Raw genomic sequence first — 13714 nt, 5'->3', positions numbered from 1 at the left:
GCGCGCTTAACCGCCCGCCGCGGGCGCGAAGATCGAGGCGAGATACGCTTCGCTTTCGCCCAGGCTGATGCTGTCGTTGAGGCCCTGGCGCAGGTATTTGACCAGTTGCGGTTGCAGGGAAATCGCCAGGTCGGTTTCGCGATCGCCGCCGGCGACATAAGCGCCAACGCTGATCAGGTCGCGGCTCTGCTGATAACGCGACCACAATTGCTTGAAGTACTGCGCACGAACCATGTGTTCCGGCGACACCACCGCCGGCATCACCCGGCTGATGGACGCCTCGATGTCGATGGCTGGGTAATGCCCTTCCTCGGCCAGACGCCGGGACAGCACGATGTGTCCGTCGAGCACGCCCCGCGCCGAGTCGGCAATCGGGTCCTGCTGGTCATCGCCTTCGGACAACACGGTGTAGAACGCGGTGATTGAACCACCGCCCTTCTCCGCATTACCGGCGCGCTCCACCAGTTTCGGCAGCTTGGCGAACACCGATGGCGGATAACCCTTGGTCGCCGGCGGTTCGCCGATGGCCAGGGCGATCTCCCGCTGGGCCTGGGCGAAACGCGTGAGGGAATCCATCAGCAACAGGACGTTCTTGCCCTTGTCGCGGAAATACTCGGCGATGCGCGTGCAATACATGGCCGCGCGCAAGCGCATCAACGGTGCATCGTCCGCCGGGGACGCGACCACCACTGAGCGCTTGAGCCCTTCTTCACCGAGGATGTGCTCGATGAACTCCTTAACTTCACGACCCCGCTCACCGATCAGCCCGACGACGATGATGTCGGCCTCGGTGAAGCGGGTCATCATGCCCAACAGCACGGATTTACCGACGCCGGTACCGGCGAACAGGCCGAGACGCTGGCCGCGACCGACCGTCAACATGCCGTTGATGCAACGGATGCCCACGTCCAGCGGCTCGCTGATCGGCTCACGCTTGAGCGGGTTGATGGTCGGGCCATCCATCGGCACCCAGTCTTCGGCTTTCATCCCGCCCTTGCCGTCCAGCGCGCGACCGGCACCGTCGAGCACCCGCCCGAGCATGCTCATGCCCATGGGCAGGCGACCGGTATCGGCCAGCGGCACCACGCGGGCACCGGGCGCAATGCCGGCGACACTGCCGACCGGCATCAGGAAAACCTTGCTGCCGGAGAAACCCATCACCTCGGCTTCGACCTGCACCGGGTGGTAGCTGTCGTCGTTGATCACCATGCAGCGGCTGCCCATGGCGGCGCGCAGGCCTTCGGCTTCAAGGGTCAGGCCGACCATGCGCAGCAGGCGGCCCTCAAGGATCGGCGCGCCGGCAAGCTCCGTGGCCTCGGCATAGCTGCCCAGGCGCTTGGCGAAGCTGGTGCGCTCAAGGCGCATCGGGCGCATCCGGTTCTGGCGCGGCGGCAGGCTTGCTGTCGACCGGCAGGTCCAGGCTCACGTCTGGCGCGGCCGGGTGCAGGGCCTGCTCGTGCAACTGGTCGAACAGCTTGTCCATCACCCGCGCGACGCGGGTTTCGACCGTGGCGTCAATGCGGCTGTGTTCTGTCTCGACCCGGCAACCGCCAGGCAACAACGCTTCGTCCTCGACGATGCGCCAGGTTTCTTCATGGCGTTCGCGCAGGGCTTTGACCTGTTCGAAGTCCTGCGGATTGATGTACAGCCGCACATTGCCCACGCCCAACGGCAGGAGCTTGAGGGCATCGCGCATGACGTGTTCGATCTGCGTCGAGTCGATGGCCAGCTCGCGCTGGATCACCTGCCTGGTGATGTGTTGCACCAGGTCGACCAGGGACTTTTCGATCTGGGTGTCCTGCTCGGCGATGGGCTCGAACAGGTGCGTCATCAATTGCTCCAGCGCCCCGATCTTGGCGGTCAGGGCCACTTCGGCTTCCTGGCGGACCTTGAGCGTGGTGCTGTGGAACCCTTCCTTCTCGCCCACCGCGAAGCCTTCGTTGTAGGCTTCCTGGCGAATGCTTTCGAGCTCTTCGAGAGTCAGTGGCTGGACTTCCTCCAGCGGCACTTCCTCCATTTCCGGCGGCTCGGGTTCAGGCTCCGGTTCCGGCTCGGGTACCGGCGGGTCGAAGCTGGGCAGCGCCCAGGACTCGAAGCCACTGACATCCCTGGCCCGGATCAGGTCAGTGGGTGCATCATCATTCTTGACCATGGTGTTAGATCATTTCCTCGCCGCCCTTGCCGCCGAGAACGATTTCTCCGGCTTCGGCCATACGGCGGGCGATGGTGAGGATTTCCTTCTGCGCGGTTTCGACGTCGCTGACGCGCACCGGGCCCTTGGCTTCCAGGTCGTCGCGCAACAGTTCGGCCGCACGCTTGGACATGTTCTTGAAGATCTTCTCCTTGACGCCTTCGTCCGACCCCTTGAGGGCCAGCACCAGCACATCGGAGGACACTTCGCGCAACAGTGCCTGGATCCCGCGGTCGTCGACATCGGCCAGGTTGTTGAACACGAACATGAGGTCTTCGATCTGACCGGACAGGTCTTCGTCGACTTCGCGGATCGAATCCATGAGTTGGCCTTCGATCGAGCTGTCGAGGAAGTTCATGATGTCCGCCGCGCGCTTGATGCCACCCAGGGTGGTGCGCGAGGCATTCGAGTTGCCGGAGAACTGCTTCTCGAGAATCTGGTTGAGTTCTTTCAGGGCTGCCGGTTGCACGGTGTTCAACGAAGACACGCGCAGGATGATGTCCAGCCGCACCTTGTGGTCGAAGTTGCCGAGCACTTCGCCGGCCTGGTCCGGATCGAGATACGCCACCACGATCGCCTGAATCTGCGGGTGCTCGTAACGGATCACGTCGGCGACGGCGCGCGGCTCCATCCACTTCAGGCTGTCGAGCCCGCTGGTGTTGCCACCGAGCAGGATGCGGTCGATCAGGCCGTTGGCCTTGTCCTCGCCCAGGGCCTGGGTGAGCATCTTGCGCACGTAGTCGTCGGAGCCGACGCCCAGGCTGGTCTGGTCGCCGACGATATCGACGAACTCGCTCATCACCTGCTCGACCTGCTCGCGGTGCACATTCCCCATCTGGGCCATGGCCACGCCCACGCGCTGAACCTCTTTGGGCCCCATGTGACGCAGCACCTGCGCGGCGTCGGTGGAGCCCAGGGACAGCAACAGGATCGCGGCCTTGTCGACCTTGGACAGTTTGGCGGCAACGGCTCGGTTATCACTCATCTGCGTTAATCCACTCTTTCACGACCTGGGCGACACGACCCGGATCTTCTGCCACCAGACTCTTGATTGCGTTCAACTGAGCGTCATAGCCTTCGCTCGGGCTCGGCAGCAGAATGCTTTGCGGGCCGCCGAGGCTGACGCGGTCGTTGGCCAGTTCGCCATCCAGACCGCCCATGCCACCCAGCTCGACATCGCTGCCGATACCGGCCAGCTGCTTGCCCTTGCCGCCACCGGTGATGTTGTTGAGCACCGGACGCAGCACACCGAACACCAGCACCAGAATGAACAACACACCCAGCACTTGCTTGACGATGTCCCAGAACCAGGGCTGGGAGTAGAACGGAATATCGGCAATCACTTCACCGCGCTCGGCGGAGAACGGCATGTTGATCACGCTGACGCTGTCACCACGGCTGGCGTCGAAGCCGACCGCGTCCTGCACCAGGCGAGTGAAGCGCGCCAGTTCATCGGCACTCCACGGCGCACGAGTGGTTTCGCCGTTGGCCGCGTTGATCTTGACCTGATCGTCGACCACCACCGACACCGACAGGCGATTCAATCGGCCCTGCTGCTGCTTGGTGTGGCTGATGGAACGGTCGAGCTCGAAGTTCTTGGTGGACTGTTGACGCTTGTCCGCCGGATACGGCGCGAGCATTGGCTGGCCGGTGGCCGGGTCCATGATTTGCTGGCCGTTGGCATCGATCAGCGGCTGGCCTGGCTGCACCATGCCGGCCGCGGCTGTGGCGCCACCGGTGGTTTGCGGCGCGGAGGCTGGCGACGGCGGCTGGTTGCTCAAGGCACCCGGCACACCTTGCGGGCCGTTGCTGGCGGTACGCTGTTCGTTGACCGACTGTTCGCTGCGCAACGCCGGTTGATCCGGGTTGAACTGCTCGGAAGTCGACTCGACGGCACTGAAGTCCACATCGGCGGACACTTCGGCTTTGTAGCGGTCGTTGCCCAGCACCGGCTGCAGGATGTTGTGCACGCGCTGGGTGAGCATGCTTTCCATGCGGCGGCTGTAGTCGAATTGCTTGCCGGCCATGGTCAGTTCGGAGTTTTCCGCCTGATCCGAGAGCAGGTTGCCCTTCTGGTCGACGACGGTGATCTGCGACTTGCTCAGTTCGGGAACGCTGGTCGCCACCAGATTGATGATAGCTACGACCTGGCCTGGCTCGAGGGAGCGACCGGAATAGAGCTCAACCAATACCGAGGCGCTCGGCTTGCGCTCGTCGCGCACGAACACCGAACTTTTCGGGATCGCCAGGTGCACGCGGGCGCCCTTGACGTTGTTCAGGCTGGAAATGGTCCGGGCCAGTTCGCCTTCGAGGCCACGACGATAACGGGTGGCTTCCATGAACTGGCTGGTACCCAGGCCCTGTTCCTTGTCGAGGATTTCAAAGCCGATGTTGCCGTCGCTGGGCGTGACACCGGCGCCCGCGAGCTTGAGCCGCGCGCGGGACAAATCTTCAGCCTTGACCAGCAAGGCACCGGAGTTCGGCTCAACGGTGTAAGCGATATCGGCGGCGGCCAGGGTGTCCATGACCTGCTTGGCGTCCATGCCGGCAAGGCTGCCGTACAGAGGCCGGTAGTCCGGCTGCTGGGACCACAACACCACGGCAAAACCAATCGCCACGCTCGCCGCCAGACCGACCAACAGGCCCACCTGACGCAACATGGTCATCTCGGAGAGGTTTTCCAGGAAGGACAACCCGAACAACGGCGGTTTACCGTCTACCGGGGTGGCCTTGGCCGGAACGTTATCGGCGACTGCTTCTGCCATGACTCAATCTCGTCCTTAAACCGGCATCTGCATGATGTCTTGGTAAGCCTGAACCAGCTTGTTGCGCACCTGGGTCAATGCCTGGAATGAAACGCTGGCCTTCTGCGAGGAAATCATCACGTCGGTGAGGTCGACGCCGCTTTTGCCGATTTCGAAGGCGCTGGCCAACTGAGTGGAAGCCTGTTGGGTGTCGTTCACTTTATTGACGGCCTGGCCGAGCATGTCGGAAAAACTGCTGCCCGCCACTTCAGGGACGGCCGTCGATTTCGGCGCAGACATGGCATCCATTTGCATGGCGCGCATATCCAGCATCAACCGATTGAATTCAATACCTTGGCTCATGTTCTACTCTCGTTGGCGGCCCGCAATTTTTTGACGCTCACTCGGCGGGTAATGAGGTGTTAGCAACAAGGGTGCCAGCTCCATGGCCTTGTCTCACAAAAGCCCTTCCCATCGCCGCCGCCCCCTGTAGGAGCGAGCCTGCTCGCGATGATCGCCAACGATAACGCTGGGAACCTGACACCCCGCGGTGTTCTCGGGTTCATCGCGAGCAGGCTCGCTCCTACAGGGGGGAAGGCATCAGGTGGCGAACAAAAAGGCTTCCACATCCATGCCCGCATCGCGCATCTGCGCCAGCTTGTAGCGCAGGGTTCGCGGGCTGATGCCCAGGCGCTCGGCGGCCTCTTTGCGACGACCGCGCTCGGCACGCAAGGTATCGATGATCATCTGGAACTCACGGCGCCGCAGGTCGTCACCCAGCGCACCGGCCGACTCGGACTCGACCGGCGGAACAAGCGCCGGCGCTGCAGCCAACGCAGGCAGCGGTGCGCAAGCCACCGGCCCGGCCAGGCAGAAATCCTGCGGCTGGATCAAGCCGCCCTGCTGCAGGATCAGCGCACGCTGAATCGCGTTGTCCAGCTCGCGCACGTTGCCCGGCCACGGATAACCGATCAGGCACGCCTGGGCTTCGGGGGACAATCTGGCCGGCGAATGCTTCATTTTATTGACGTGCCTGGCCAGCAGACGCTCGGCCAGCGGCAGGATGTCGGCGGTACGCTCGCGCAGCGGGCGCCAGGCCAGGGGAAACACCGACAGGCGATAGTACAGATCTTCACGGAAGCGCCCTGCCGCCACTTCACCCGCCAGATCACGGTTGGTGGTCGCGACCACACGAATATCCAGGGTGATCGGCTTGCGCGCCCCGACCCTTTCGACCTCACGCTCTTGCAGCACGCGCAGCAATTTGGCCTGGAGCCCCAGGGGCATCTCGGAAATTTCATCGAGCAAAATGGTGCCGCCGTCGGCCTGCTCGAACTTGCCGGCCTGCGCGGCAATGGCGCCGGTGAAGGAGCCCTTCTCGTGCCCGAACAAGGTCGCTTCGAGCATGTTGTCCGGGATCGCTGCGCAGTTGATCGCAATGAATGGCTGACTGGCGCGATGAGAGTACTGATGGATGTAGCGCGCCAGCACTTCCTTGCCCGTGCCCGACTCACCCGAAATCAGCACGGTGGAATCGCTGCGAGCGACCCGCGCCGCCAGTTCGAGCAACTGCGCACTCGCCGGCTCGAAGGCTATCGGCCCTTCGCCTTCGGCCAGGCCGATATTGCCTGAGGCATGACGCCCGACCAGATCGAGCAACGCCTTGGGCTCGAATGGCTTGACCAGGTAATCCGCCGCCCCTTGGCGCATCGCATCGACCGCCCGCTCGACCGCACCGTGGGCCGTCATCAGCAACACCGGCAATTGGGGCTGGCGCGCTCGCAACAGGCCCAGCAACTGATGGCCGTCCATGCCCGGCATGTTGACGTCGCTGACCACCAGACTGAAGGCCTCGCCCTCGACAGCAGCCAGGGCCTCTTCCGCCGAAGCCACCGCCTTGTAATCGTGCCCCGCGAGCAACAGCGTGTCCGCCAGTGCCTCGCGCAACGCGCGGTCATCCTCGACCAACAGAACCTTGATAGCCATTTGTCTCACTCCGCTCCCTGAGCGCTGCTGAACAACGGCAGGATCACCTGCGCGCAGGTGCCGCGACCGAGCCGCGAACGCAACTGCAATTCTCCCTGATGAGCACGCGCCACGGCCTTGACCACGGTCAGGCCAAGACCTGTGCCGGTGGTCTTGGTGGTAAAGAAGGGTTCGCCCAAGCGCGCCAGAACGGCGGCATCGATACCCGAGCCACTGTCACTGACACACAGGCGCAGGTTGTTGCCGCGGGTGTAGAGGTGAATCTTCAGGCGCAACTGTCCGGCACTGGCCTGAATGGCGTTCTCGATCAGGTTGAGGATCGCACCGACCAGGGTGTCGCGATTGCACAGCAACTCCCCCGAATGACTGTCGCACTGCCAGCGGATCGGCAGATCCTGCACATGGGTCAGCGCCGCCGCTTGCAACGACTGCATCAGTTGGCCAGGCGTCATGCGGTCGGTCAACGGCAACTCGCCACGGGCGAAGACCAGCATGTCGCGCACCTGGTGCTCCAGCTCGTGCAGACGCTCCTTGAGGCGTCCGGCAAAGCGCTGCTGGGTAGCGACCGGCAACGCTTGCTCGGTCAAATGGCTGGCGTACAGCAGCGCGGCGGACAACGGCGTACGGATCTGATGAGCCAGTGAAGCGACCATGCGCCCCAGCGATGACAGACGCTCATGACGGGCCAACTGGTCCTGCAGATGGCGGGTTTCAGTCAGGTCGTTGAGCAACACCAACTGCCCCGGCTCGGCATCCAGCGAGCGCGTGGCGATGGACAGGCGCCGACCGTCCTTGAGCGAAACCTCATGACCATCGTCTTCGCGCGGGGCAAAACTGCGGGCAATGACGTGACGCCACAACTCACCTTCCAGCGGCAGCCCCAGCAACTCGCACGCCGCCGGATTGGCTTCGCGCACGATGCCTTGGGCGTCAATGACGATGACACCGCCTGGCAACAGATCAAGAAGGTTTTGCAGGCGGTTGGCCAGGCGTTCTTTTTCCGCCAGTTCCTGCATGCGCTGGGCACTGACCACCGCCAACTCGCCCTTGAGCTCGGTTACCCGCGCTTCGAGCATGCTGTAGGAATCGGTCAATTGGCTGGACATCTGATTGAACAGCGCGAATGCCTGCTCAAGACCCAGCCGGCTCGCCTGCTCTGCGGACGACGGTCCGTTCGCATCAGGGACAGGAGACATCTGGGCGGCTTGGGGCATTGTGCTCTCTCGCTTGGCTGACCGTCAGTGAAACGGAACGTTGCGAGGGACGTAGCAATACCCGTGCCTAAAAAAAACTGCTTATAAATGAATGGATTGAAAAACAGGCGTCAATCATCCGCCTGTTCGTCGCCATCACGACGGCTCATGCCGTACTTGCGCATCTTTTCCACCAGGGTGGTGCGACGAATGCGCAGCCGCTCGGCCGCGCGCGCCACGATGCCGTTGGCATCATCGAGCGCCTGCTGAATCAGGCCTTGCTCCAGTCCACCGAGGTAGTCCTTCAGGTCCAGGCCTTCCGGCGGCAACATGGCGTTGGCAGTGAAGTCCTGGGTATGACCGTTGATGGCCACGCGCTCTTCCAGATCGGTGCGCAGGCTATCGACCATCTGCTCGTCTTCATCGTCGACGTAGCGGAATTTCTTCGGCAGTTCGACCACGCCGATCACGCCGTATGGGTGCATGATCGCCATGCGCTCGACCAGGTTGGCCAGTTCGCGGACGTTACCCGGCCAGCCATGTCGGCACAGCGACATGATCGCCGCCGAGTTGAAGCGGATCGAACCGCGCTTCTCGTGCTCCATGCGCGAGATCAGTTCGTTCATCAACAGCGGAATGTCCTCGACGCGCTCGCGCAGCGGCGCCATCTCGATCGGGAACACATTCAGGCGGTAGTACAGGTCTTCGCGGAAGGTGCCGATCTCGATCATGCTTTCGAGATTCTTGTGGGTCGCGGCAATGATGCGCACGTCGACGCTCTGGGTCTTGTTGCTGCCCACGCGCTCGAAGGTACGCTCCTGCAACACGCGCAGCAGCTTGACCTGCATCGGCAGCGGCATGTCGCCGATTTCATCGAGGAACAGGGTGCCGCCATTGGCCAGTTCGAATCGACCGGCGCGGCTGGTGATCGCCCCGGTGAAGGCGCCCTTCTCATGACCGAACAATTCGCTTTCCAGCAACTCGGCCGGGATCGCCCCGCAGTTGACCGGCACGAACGGCGCTTCGCGGCGCTTGGAATGGTAATGCAGGTTGCGCGCAACCACTTCCTTGCCGGTGCCGGACTCACCGAGGATCAGCACGCTGGCATCGGTATCGGCGACTTGCTGCATCATCTGACGGACGTGTTGAATCGCCCGGCTGGTGCCGACAAGGCTGCGGAACAGGTTGGGTTCGCGATGACGACCGCGCTCGCGAGCCTGGTCGTACATCTCGCGATAGACCTGGGCACGGTGCAGCGAATCGAGCAGCTTGCTGTAGCTGGGCGGCATTTCGAGGGTCGAAAGCACTCGCCGACGCTGGTCTTCCGGCAGGTCAATGGAAGAATTATCGCCCATTAACAAAACCGGAAGGAACTCATCCCAGGTCGAGAGTGTCTTTAGCAAGCCCAGAAGTGCGCCAGGAGCATTGACCGTCCCGATGAGGACACAGATCACTTCACGACTTGACGACAAAGAGCCGACAGCCTGCTGCCAGTCATGGCTACCGCAGGGTAAATTTTCTTCGCCGAGAAAATTTAAAATCACCGCCAGGTCGCGGCGGCGGACGCTATCGTCATCAATCAGCAGAATTTTGGTTTCACGCCACATGCAATAGCAACTTCCCTAGTCAACTCAATGCCCAAAATGCTGGGGCAAGCTAAACGCTTGCAGGCCTGATATGCCTGAAGACGACTGAAATCTGGAACCAGCCACTAGTTAAGTCAAAAAACCGTGCACAGTCAAATTTATGGCGCACATGTCTGGATTAACCGGGGATTAATTAACCAAACAGATGGTAAACCTTTGCCGCGTTTCGCGCTTGCTGGATCTGAGACATTTCATCGACTATCGCCTGCCTCTCACCCATCGCGACCTCGAGCAGCTGCTTGTAGACATACAGCAACTCCTCAAGATTGCTACGCAACACTTCCTCGTCCAGCGAAGCCTCGCTCAAGACGTCTTCCATGCAGGAACGGCAATCGAGGTCCAATTGACCGATAGCCTCCCAGTCACGCTCGGCCAAAGCACCGACCAGCGCTTCTCGAGTTTGTTCTATTCGCTGCAATACAAGACTCATGGCGACCTCCCTAGAACTGCGGCCCTGGCTGAGCAATGCCGTCCCAACCTTCCTTGACCGTGCGCAGCAACCCCGCGACCTCATCGAGAATCTTCGGGTCACTGCTGATGTTTGCCTCGGCCAAACGCTTCATCATGTAGATGTAGAGACTGTTGAGTTCGCCCACGGTCTCGGCGCAATTTTCAAGATCCAGGCCTTCACGCAAGCCACCGATGATGCCGATCGCCTTGCTGATCGATACACACTTGCCGGGAATATCCTTGCGCTCCAGGGCGCCCTTGGCCTGCGCGATGCGGTCAAGGCCACCTTCCATGAGCATTTGCACCAAACGATGCGGACTCGCTTCGGAAGTCTGGGCGTGCGCGCCCACTTTCTGATACTGCCGAAGGGCTAACATTGGATTCATGTTCTACCTCATTACCACAATGACTCGTATGACCAGTGTATCGTCTGCGCATCAAAAAACTTTAGATCAAAAGACAAAAACCCGGCACACGCGAAAATGCGCAGCCGGGTTTTTGTCGTCAGCTCATGACTAGCTGCTGGACTTCTGAGCGTTCAAGGTCGTGAAGAACGAGGTGATGCTGGTCGCCGTCGCCTTCATTTGCCCGACCAGAAGGTCCATGGCGTTGTATTTGGCGGTCAACGTCTTGGTCATGTTGGCGACACGCAAGTCCAGCGCCAACTGCTGGTTCGTCAGGTTCTTGGTGAGGCTCTGCAGGTTGGTATTGCGCTGATCCAGCAACCCGCCCGTCGATACGTAAGGCTTGATGGCAGCGCCCATGCGCGCCAGAAGGCCGTTGGTATCAGTGGTACCGTTGAACAGCTGCTGCACCTGGCCACTCATGCCGCCAGTGGTCATCGCCTTGTTGAACGTCGTCGAGTTGAACGCCAGGTTGCCGGTTTTTTCGTCCGTCATCACACCGAGCTGCGACAGCACGGCCAATGGACCGCCCGCCCCCGGAGCCGTCAGTACACCGCGAATCTCGGAAATCAGTGCGCGAGGCATCGAGTCACCGGTAAACGCCGCCTGGACCGTCAGCTTGCCATCGGCATCCGCCGTCGCCTTGGACAGGGAATTAATGGTGTTCATCAGGGTGTTGTAGGAGTCAACGAACGACTGGATCGACGTCTGCAAACCAGTGGTGTTGGTCGCAACGGTGACGGTCGCGGCAGCCGGCGGCGTACCGGTGCTGGCGGAGGTCAGGTTCAGGGTCAGGCCACTGACTGCGCCAGTGACGGTATTGCTCTTGCTGGTCACCGCCAGGCCATCGATCGTCAGCGCTGCATCCATCGCAATCCCGTTGACAGCCCCTGAACTGGAAGCCGAAGGGTTGCTGCCCATCGGCACGGTACCGTCGATTTCAAGGCCGGTGATACCGCTGACCTTGAGGTCGGAACCCGCGCCGGTCTTGCTGGAGCTGATCACCAGTCGCGACGCACCGGTGCTGTCGGTCACGATGTTGGCGGAAATACCATTGCTCGCCTGCGCGGTGTTGATGGCATCGCGGGTGCTCTGCAAGGTCGCATTGGCCGGAATCGTGACATCGTAATCAGTGCCATTCTGACTGATTTTCAGAGTACCACTCGGAATGGCACTGGCAGCACCGCCGGCAAAAGAAGCACTGGCTACTTTCGAGCTGGTGGCCAGGTTATTCACAACAATGCTGTAGGAGCCGGCAACGGCGGTGTTGTCGGAAGTCACCCCGAGGATCGACGGGGTACCCGACGTTGCGCTAAAGCCCGAAAACGCAGGATTGGTCTTGCTGCCGAGATTGGTCAGCGCCGTCTGAAAGGCCGTCAGTGCGCTTTTCAGGGAACCGACACCGGAAATCCTCAGCGTGTTGGTTTTGGTCTGAGTATCGATCTGCGTCTGTTTCGCCGATTTGTCGGCGTTGACCAGCGCAGTAACGATCGCACCGATATCCAGGCCAGAGCCTAAGCCCGTACCCGGTAAAATTGGACTTGCCATTTTTAGTCTCCCTTCAGGTTGCTGCCACTCTTTTGACCTTTACCTGCGTCCAAAGAACGTACAAACACTATTCATGCCAGCTATCAGACTTTGGCGTCGAACAAGACGTGGCTCGCATTGCTCAGGCTTTCTGCCAGCTTGAGGGCCTCTGCGGAGGGGATCTGTCGTACGACTTCGCCCGTTTCGCTTGCAATCACTTTGACGACGACCTTTCCGGATTGCTCGTCGATCGAGAACTCCAGGTTGCGCTTGATCGACTGTACAAACTTTTCGATCTGCTGCACCGCCTGCTTCAGATGGGTGTCATCCTTGTCCGGCTTCTTGTCCGCCTCCGCTGCCACGCTGACGGCCTTGGGCTTTTCCGGCGCCTTGTCCGTGACGGTGCTCGCTGGCTGGGGAGCCGGATAAGACACGCCAAGCTTTACGCTCATCTCCATGCCCATCACCTCTTAACGTAAAAAAGCGAGAGAGCGTGCAAGCACACTCCCCCGCTCAAACTCATTCCGAAATTACTGAAGCAGCTTCAGTACAGCGGAAGGCAGTTGGTTGGCTTGAGCCAGAACCGAGGTAGAAGCCTGTTGCAGGGTTTGCTGCTTGGTCAGGTTCGCGGTTTCCTGGGCGAAGTCGGTGTCTTGAACACGGCCTTGTGCAGCAGTGGTGTTTTCCACGATGTTCTGCAGGTTGGAGATGGTGCTGGTCAGACGGTTCTGCGAAGCACCCAGGTTTGCGCGGGTGGCGTTGATCGATGCCAGAGCAGCGTCGATCGCGGTGATCGCGTTGTCGATGTTGGCCGACAGGGTGGCGGAAGTTGCACCGGTCAGAACAACGGTACCGCTGCCTACGGACAGGGAAACGGCGTCGAACTTGGAGCTCAGTACCAGGTCGATGCGGTTGGCCGAACCAGTGTTGGCGCCAACTTGCAGCTGCATGGTGCCAGCCGTACCGTCCAGCAGGTTTTTGCCGTTCAGGTTGGTCGAAGCAGAGATACGAGTGATCTCGTCAGACATCTGAGCGAATTCGGAGTTGGTAGCGGTCTGGTCAGCAGTGCTGTTGGTACCGTTACGTGCTTTAACAGCCAGTTCACGCATACGCTGCAGAATGTCGGTCGAAGCCTGCAGAGCGCCTTCAGCGGTCTGGGCAACGGAGATACCGTCGTTGGCGTTCTGGATTGCCTGGGTACCACCACGGATCTGTGCAGCCATGCGGGTTGCGATCTGCAGGCCGGCGGCGTCATCCTTGGCGCTGTTGATTTTCAGGCCGGAAGACAGACGCTGCATCGAGGTCGAAAGTGCGTCGGTAGCACGGTTCAGGTTTTTCTGAACGCCCAGCGACGTGGTGTTGGTGTTTACGGTTAAAGCCATGACGAATTCCTCGTTGGTTGGGTACTGCGGCTTCCGGCCCTGGCAACCGCCGGGTATGGCCTAGAGAACCTTCGTAATAGTTATCGTCGGATTGGCAGGTTGCTTGAGGGCTTTTTAAAAAAAAATTGCCATCACCCTGCCACCCCCGAGAAAACAAGGGCTTAGCGCCCCCTCAACCGTAAAAAAATGAC

General features: G+C 60.9%; 13 protein-coding genes. All 13 read right to left on the bottom strand.

What is annotated here, in order from left to right; all coding sequences use genetic code 11:
* Positions 1 to 6: 6 nt before the first annotated feature.
* The 13 genes from fliI to EI969_RS13415 all read right to left on the bottom strand — a co-directional run bounded on the left by fliI (position 7) and on the right by EI969_RS13415 (position 13523).
* Positions 7 to 1365: a flagellar protein export ATPase FliI gene (gene fliI, locus EI969_RS13475; protein ID WP_046037767.1), complete on the bottom strand. Its 1359-nt coding sequence runs from the start codon at positions 1363 to 1365 to the stop codon at positions 7 to 9.
* Complete coding sequence (fliH, locus tag EI969_RS13470; protein ID WP_160388248.1) at positions 1355 to 2152, bottom strand: flagellar assembly protein FliH; 798 nt, start codon at positions 2150 to 2152, stop codon at positions 1355 to 1357. The genes fliI and fliH overlap by 11 nt, the downstream gene beginning before the upstream one ends.
* Positions 2153 to 2156: 4 nt before the next feature.
* Positions 2157 to 3176, bottom strand: coding sequence for a flagellar motor switch protein FliG (fliG, locus tag EI969_RS13465; RefSeq protein ID WP_007983391.1), 1020 nt, complete (start codon positions 3174 to 3176; stop codon positions 2157 to 2159).
* Entirely contained in the window at positions 3169 to 4956 is a 1788-nt protein-coding gene (gene fliF, locus EI969_RS13460) for a flagellar basal-body MS-ring/collar protein FliF (RefSeq protein WP_160388247.1), read from the bottom strand. The genes fliG and fliF overlap by 8 nt, the downstream gene beginning before the upstream one ends.
* Before the next feature lie 15 nt (positions 4957 to 4971).
* Positions 4972 to 5298: a flagellar hook-basal body complex protein FliE gene (gene fliE / locus EI969_RS13455; RefSeq protein ID WP_008021337.1), complete on the bottom strand. Its 327-nt coding sequence runs from the start codon at positions 5296 to 5298 to the stop codon at positions 4972 to 4974.
* 237 nt (positions 5299 to 5535) lie between these two features.
* Positions 5536 to 6921, bottom strand: coding sequence for a sigma-54 dependent transcriptional regulator (locus tag EI969_RS13450; RefSeq protein WP_160388246.1), 1386 nt, complete (start codon positions 6919 to 6921; stop codon positions 5536 to 5538).
* Positions 6922 to 6926: 5 nt separating this feature from the next.
* Positions 6927 to 8135 (bottom strand): PAS domain-containing sensor histidine kinase, encoded by a 1209-nt coding sequence (locus tag EI969_RS13445; RefSeq protein ID WP_160388245.1) that lies wholly within the window; start codon positions 8133 to 8135, stop codon positions 6927 to 6929.
* Between the two features lie 110 nt (positions 8136 to 8245).
* A complete protein-coding gene (locus tag EI969_RS13440; protein WP_102699435.1) occupies positions 8246 to 9721 on the bottom strand; it encodes a sigma-54 dependent transcriptional regulator in 1476 nt (491 codons plus the stop codon).
* A 172-nt stretch (positions 9722 to 9893) separates the two neighbouring features.
* The gene (locus EI969_RS13435; RefSeq protein WP_015096255.1) at positions 9894 to 10190 is read right to left on the bottom strand and encodes a hypothetical protein; all 297 of its coding nucleotides are present in this window, start codon (positions 10188 to 10190) and stop codon (positions 9894 to 9896) included.
* A gap of 10 nt (positions 10191 to 10200) precedes the next feature.
* Complete coding sequence (gene fliS, locus EI969_RS13430) at positions 10201 to 10596, bottom strand: flagellar export chaperone FliS (RefSeq protein WP_160388244.1); 396 nt, start codon at positions 10594 to 10596, stop codon at positions 10201 to 10203.
* A 129-nt stretch (positions 10597 to 10725) separates the two neighbouring features.
* Positions 10726 to 12162, bottom strand: coding sequence for a flagellar filament capping protein FliD (gene fliD, locus EI969_RS13425; protein WP_160388243.1), 1437 nt, complete (start codon positions 12160 to 12162; stop codon positions 10726 to 10728).
* Between the two features lie 83 nt (positions 12163 to 12245).
* On the bottom strand, positions 12246 to 12599 hold the full coding sequence (locus EI969_RS13420; protein WP_102699439.1) for a flagellar protein FlaG: 354 nt from the start codon (positions 12597 to 12599) through the stop codon (positions 12246 to 12248).
* Positions 12600 to 12671: 72 nt separating this feature from the next.
* Complete coding sequence (locus EI969_RS13415; RefSeq protein WP_015096259.1) at positions 12672 to 13523, bottom strand: flagellin domain-containing protein; 852 nt, start codon at positions 13521 to 13523, stop codon at positions 12672 to 12674.
* Positions 13524 to 13714: the final 191 nt, after the last annotated feature.

Origin of the sequence: Pseudomonas sp. PB101 (assembly GCF_009764265.1) — a bacterium.
Taxonomy (GTDB): Bacteria; Pseudomonadota; Gammaproteobacteria; order Pseudomonadales; family Pseudomonadaceae; genus Aquipseudomonas.
Note: the sequence above shows the minus strand (reverse complement) of the source record. Positions and strands in the feature narration are given on the sequence as shown.

Excerpts from the sequence above, each read along its gene's own strand:
- EI969_RS13440 (WP_102699435.1), bottom strand. The coding sequence starts at position 9,721 with ATGTGGCGTGAAACCAAAATTCTGCTGATTGATGACGATAGCGTCCGC.
- EI969_RS13445 (WP_160388245.1), bottom strand. The coding sequence starts at position 8,135 with ATGCCCCAAGCCGCCCAGATGTCTCCTGTCCCTGATGCGAACGGACCG.
- fliF (WP_160388247.1), bottom strand. The coding sequence starts at position 4,956 with ATGGCAGAAGCAGTCGCCGATAACGTTCCGGCCAAGGCCACCCCGGTA.
- fliD (WP_160388243.1), bottom strand. The coding sequence starts at position 12,162 with ATGGCAAGTCCAATTTTACCGGGTACGGGCTTAGGCTCTGGCCTGGAT.
- fliS (WP_160388244.1), bottom strand. The coding sequence starts at position 10,596 with ATGAATCCAATGTTAGCCCTTCGGCAGTATCAGAAAGTGGGCGCGCAC.
- fliG (WP_007983391.1), bottom strand. The coding sequence starts at position 3,176 with ATGAGTGATAACCGAGCCGTTGCCGCCAAACTGTCCAAGGTCGACAAG.
- EI969_RS13450 (WP_160388246.1), bottom strand. The coding sequence starts at position 6,921 with ATGGCTATCAAGGTTCTGTTGGTCGAGGATGACCGCGCGTTGCGCGAG.
- EI969_RS13420 (WP_102699439.1), bottom strand. The coding sequence starts at position 12,599 with ATGGAGATGAGCGTAAAGCTTGGCGTGTCTTATCCGGCTCCCCAGCCA.
- EI969_RS13435 (WP_015096255.1), bottom strand. The coding sequence starts at position 10,190 with ATGAGTCTTGTATTGCAGCGAATAGAACAAACTCGAGAAGCGCTGGTC.
- fliE (WP_008021337.1), bottom strand. The coding sequence starts at position 5,298 with ATGAGCCAAGGTATTGAATTCAATCGGTTGATGCTGGATATGCGCGCC.
- fliI (WP_046037767.1), bottom strand. The coding sequence starts at position 1,365 with ATGCGCCTTGAGCGCACCAGCTTCGCCAAGCGCCTGGGCAGCTATGCC.
- fliH (WP_160388248.1), bottom strand. The coding sequence starts at position 2,152 with ATGGTCAAGAATGATGATGCACCCACTGACCTGATCCGGGCCAGGGAT.
- EI969_RS13415 (WP_015096259.1), bottom strand. The coding sequence starts at position 13,523 with ATGGCTTTAACCGTAAACACCAACACCACGTCGCTGGGCGTTCAGAAA.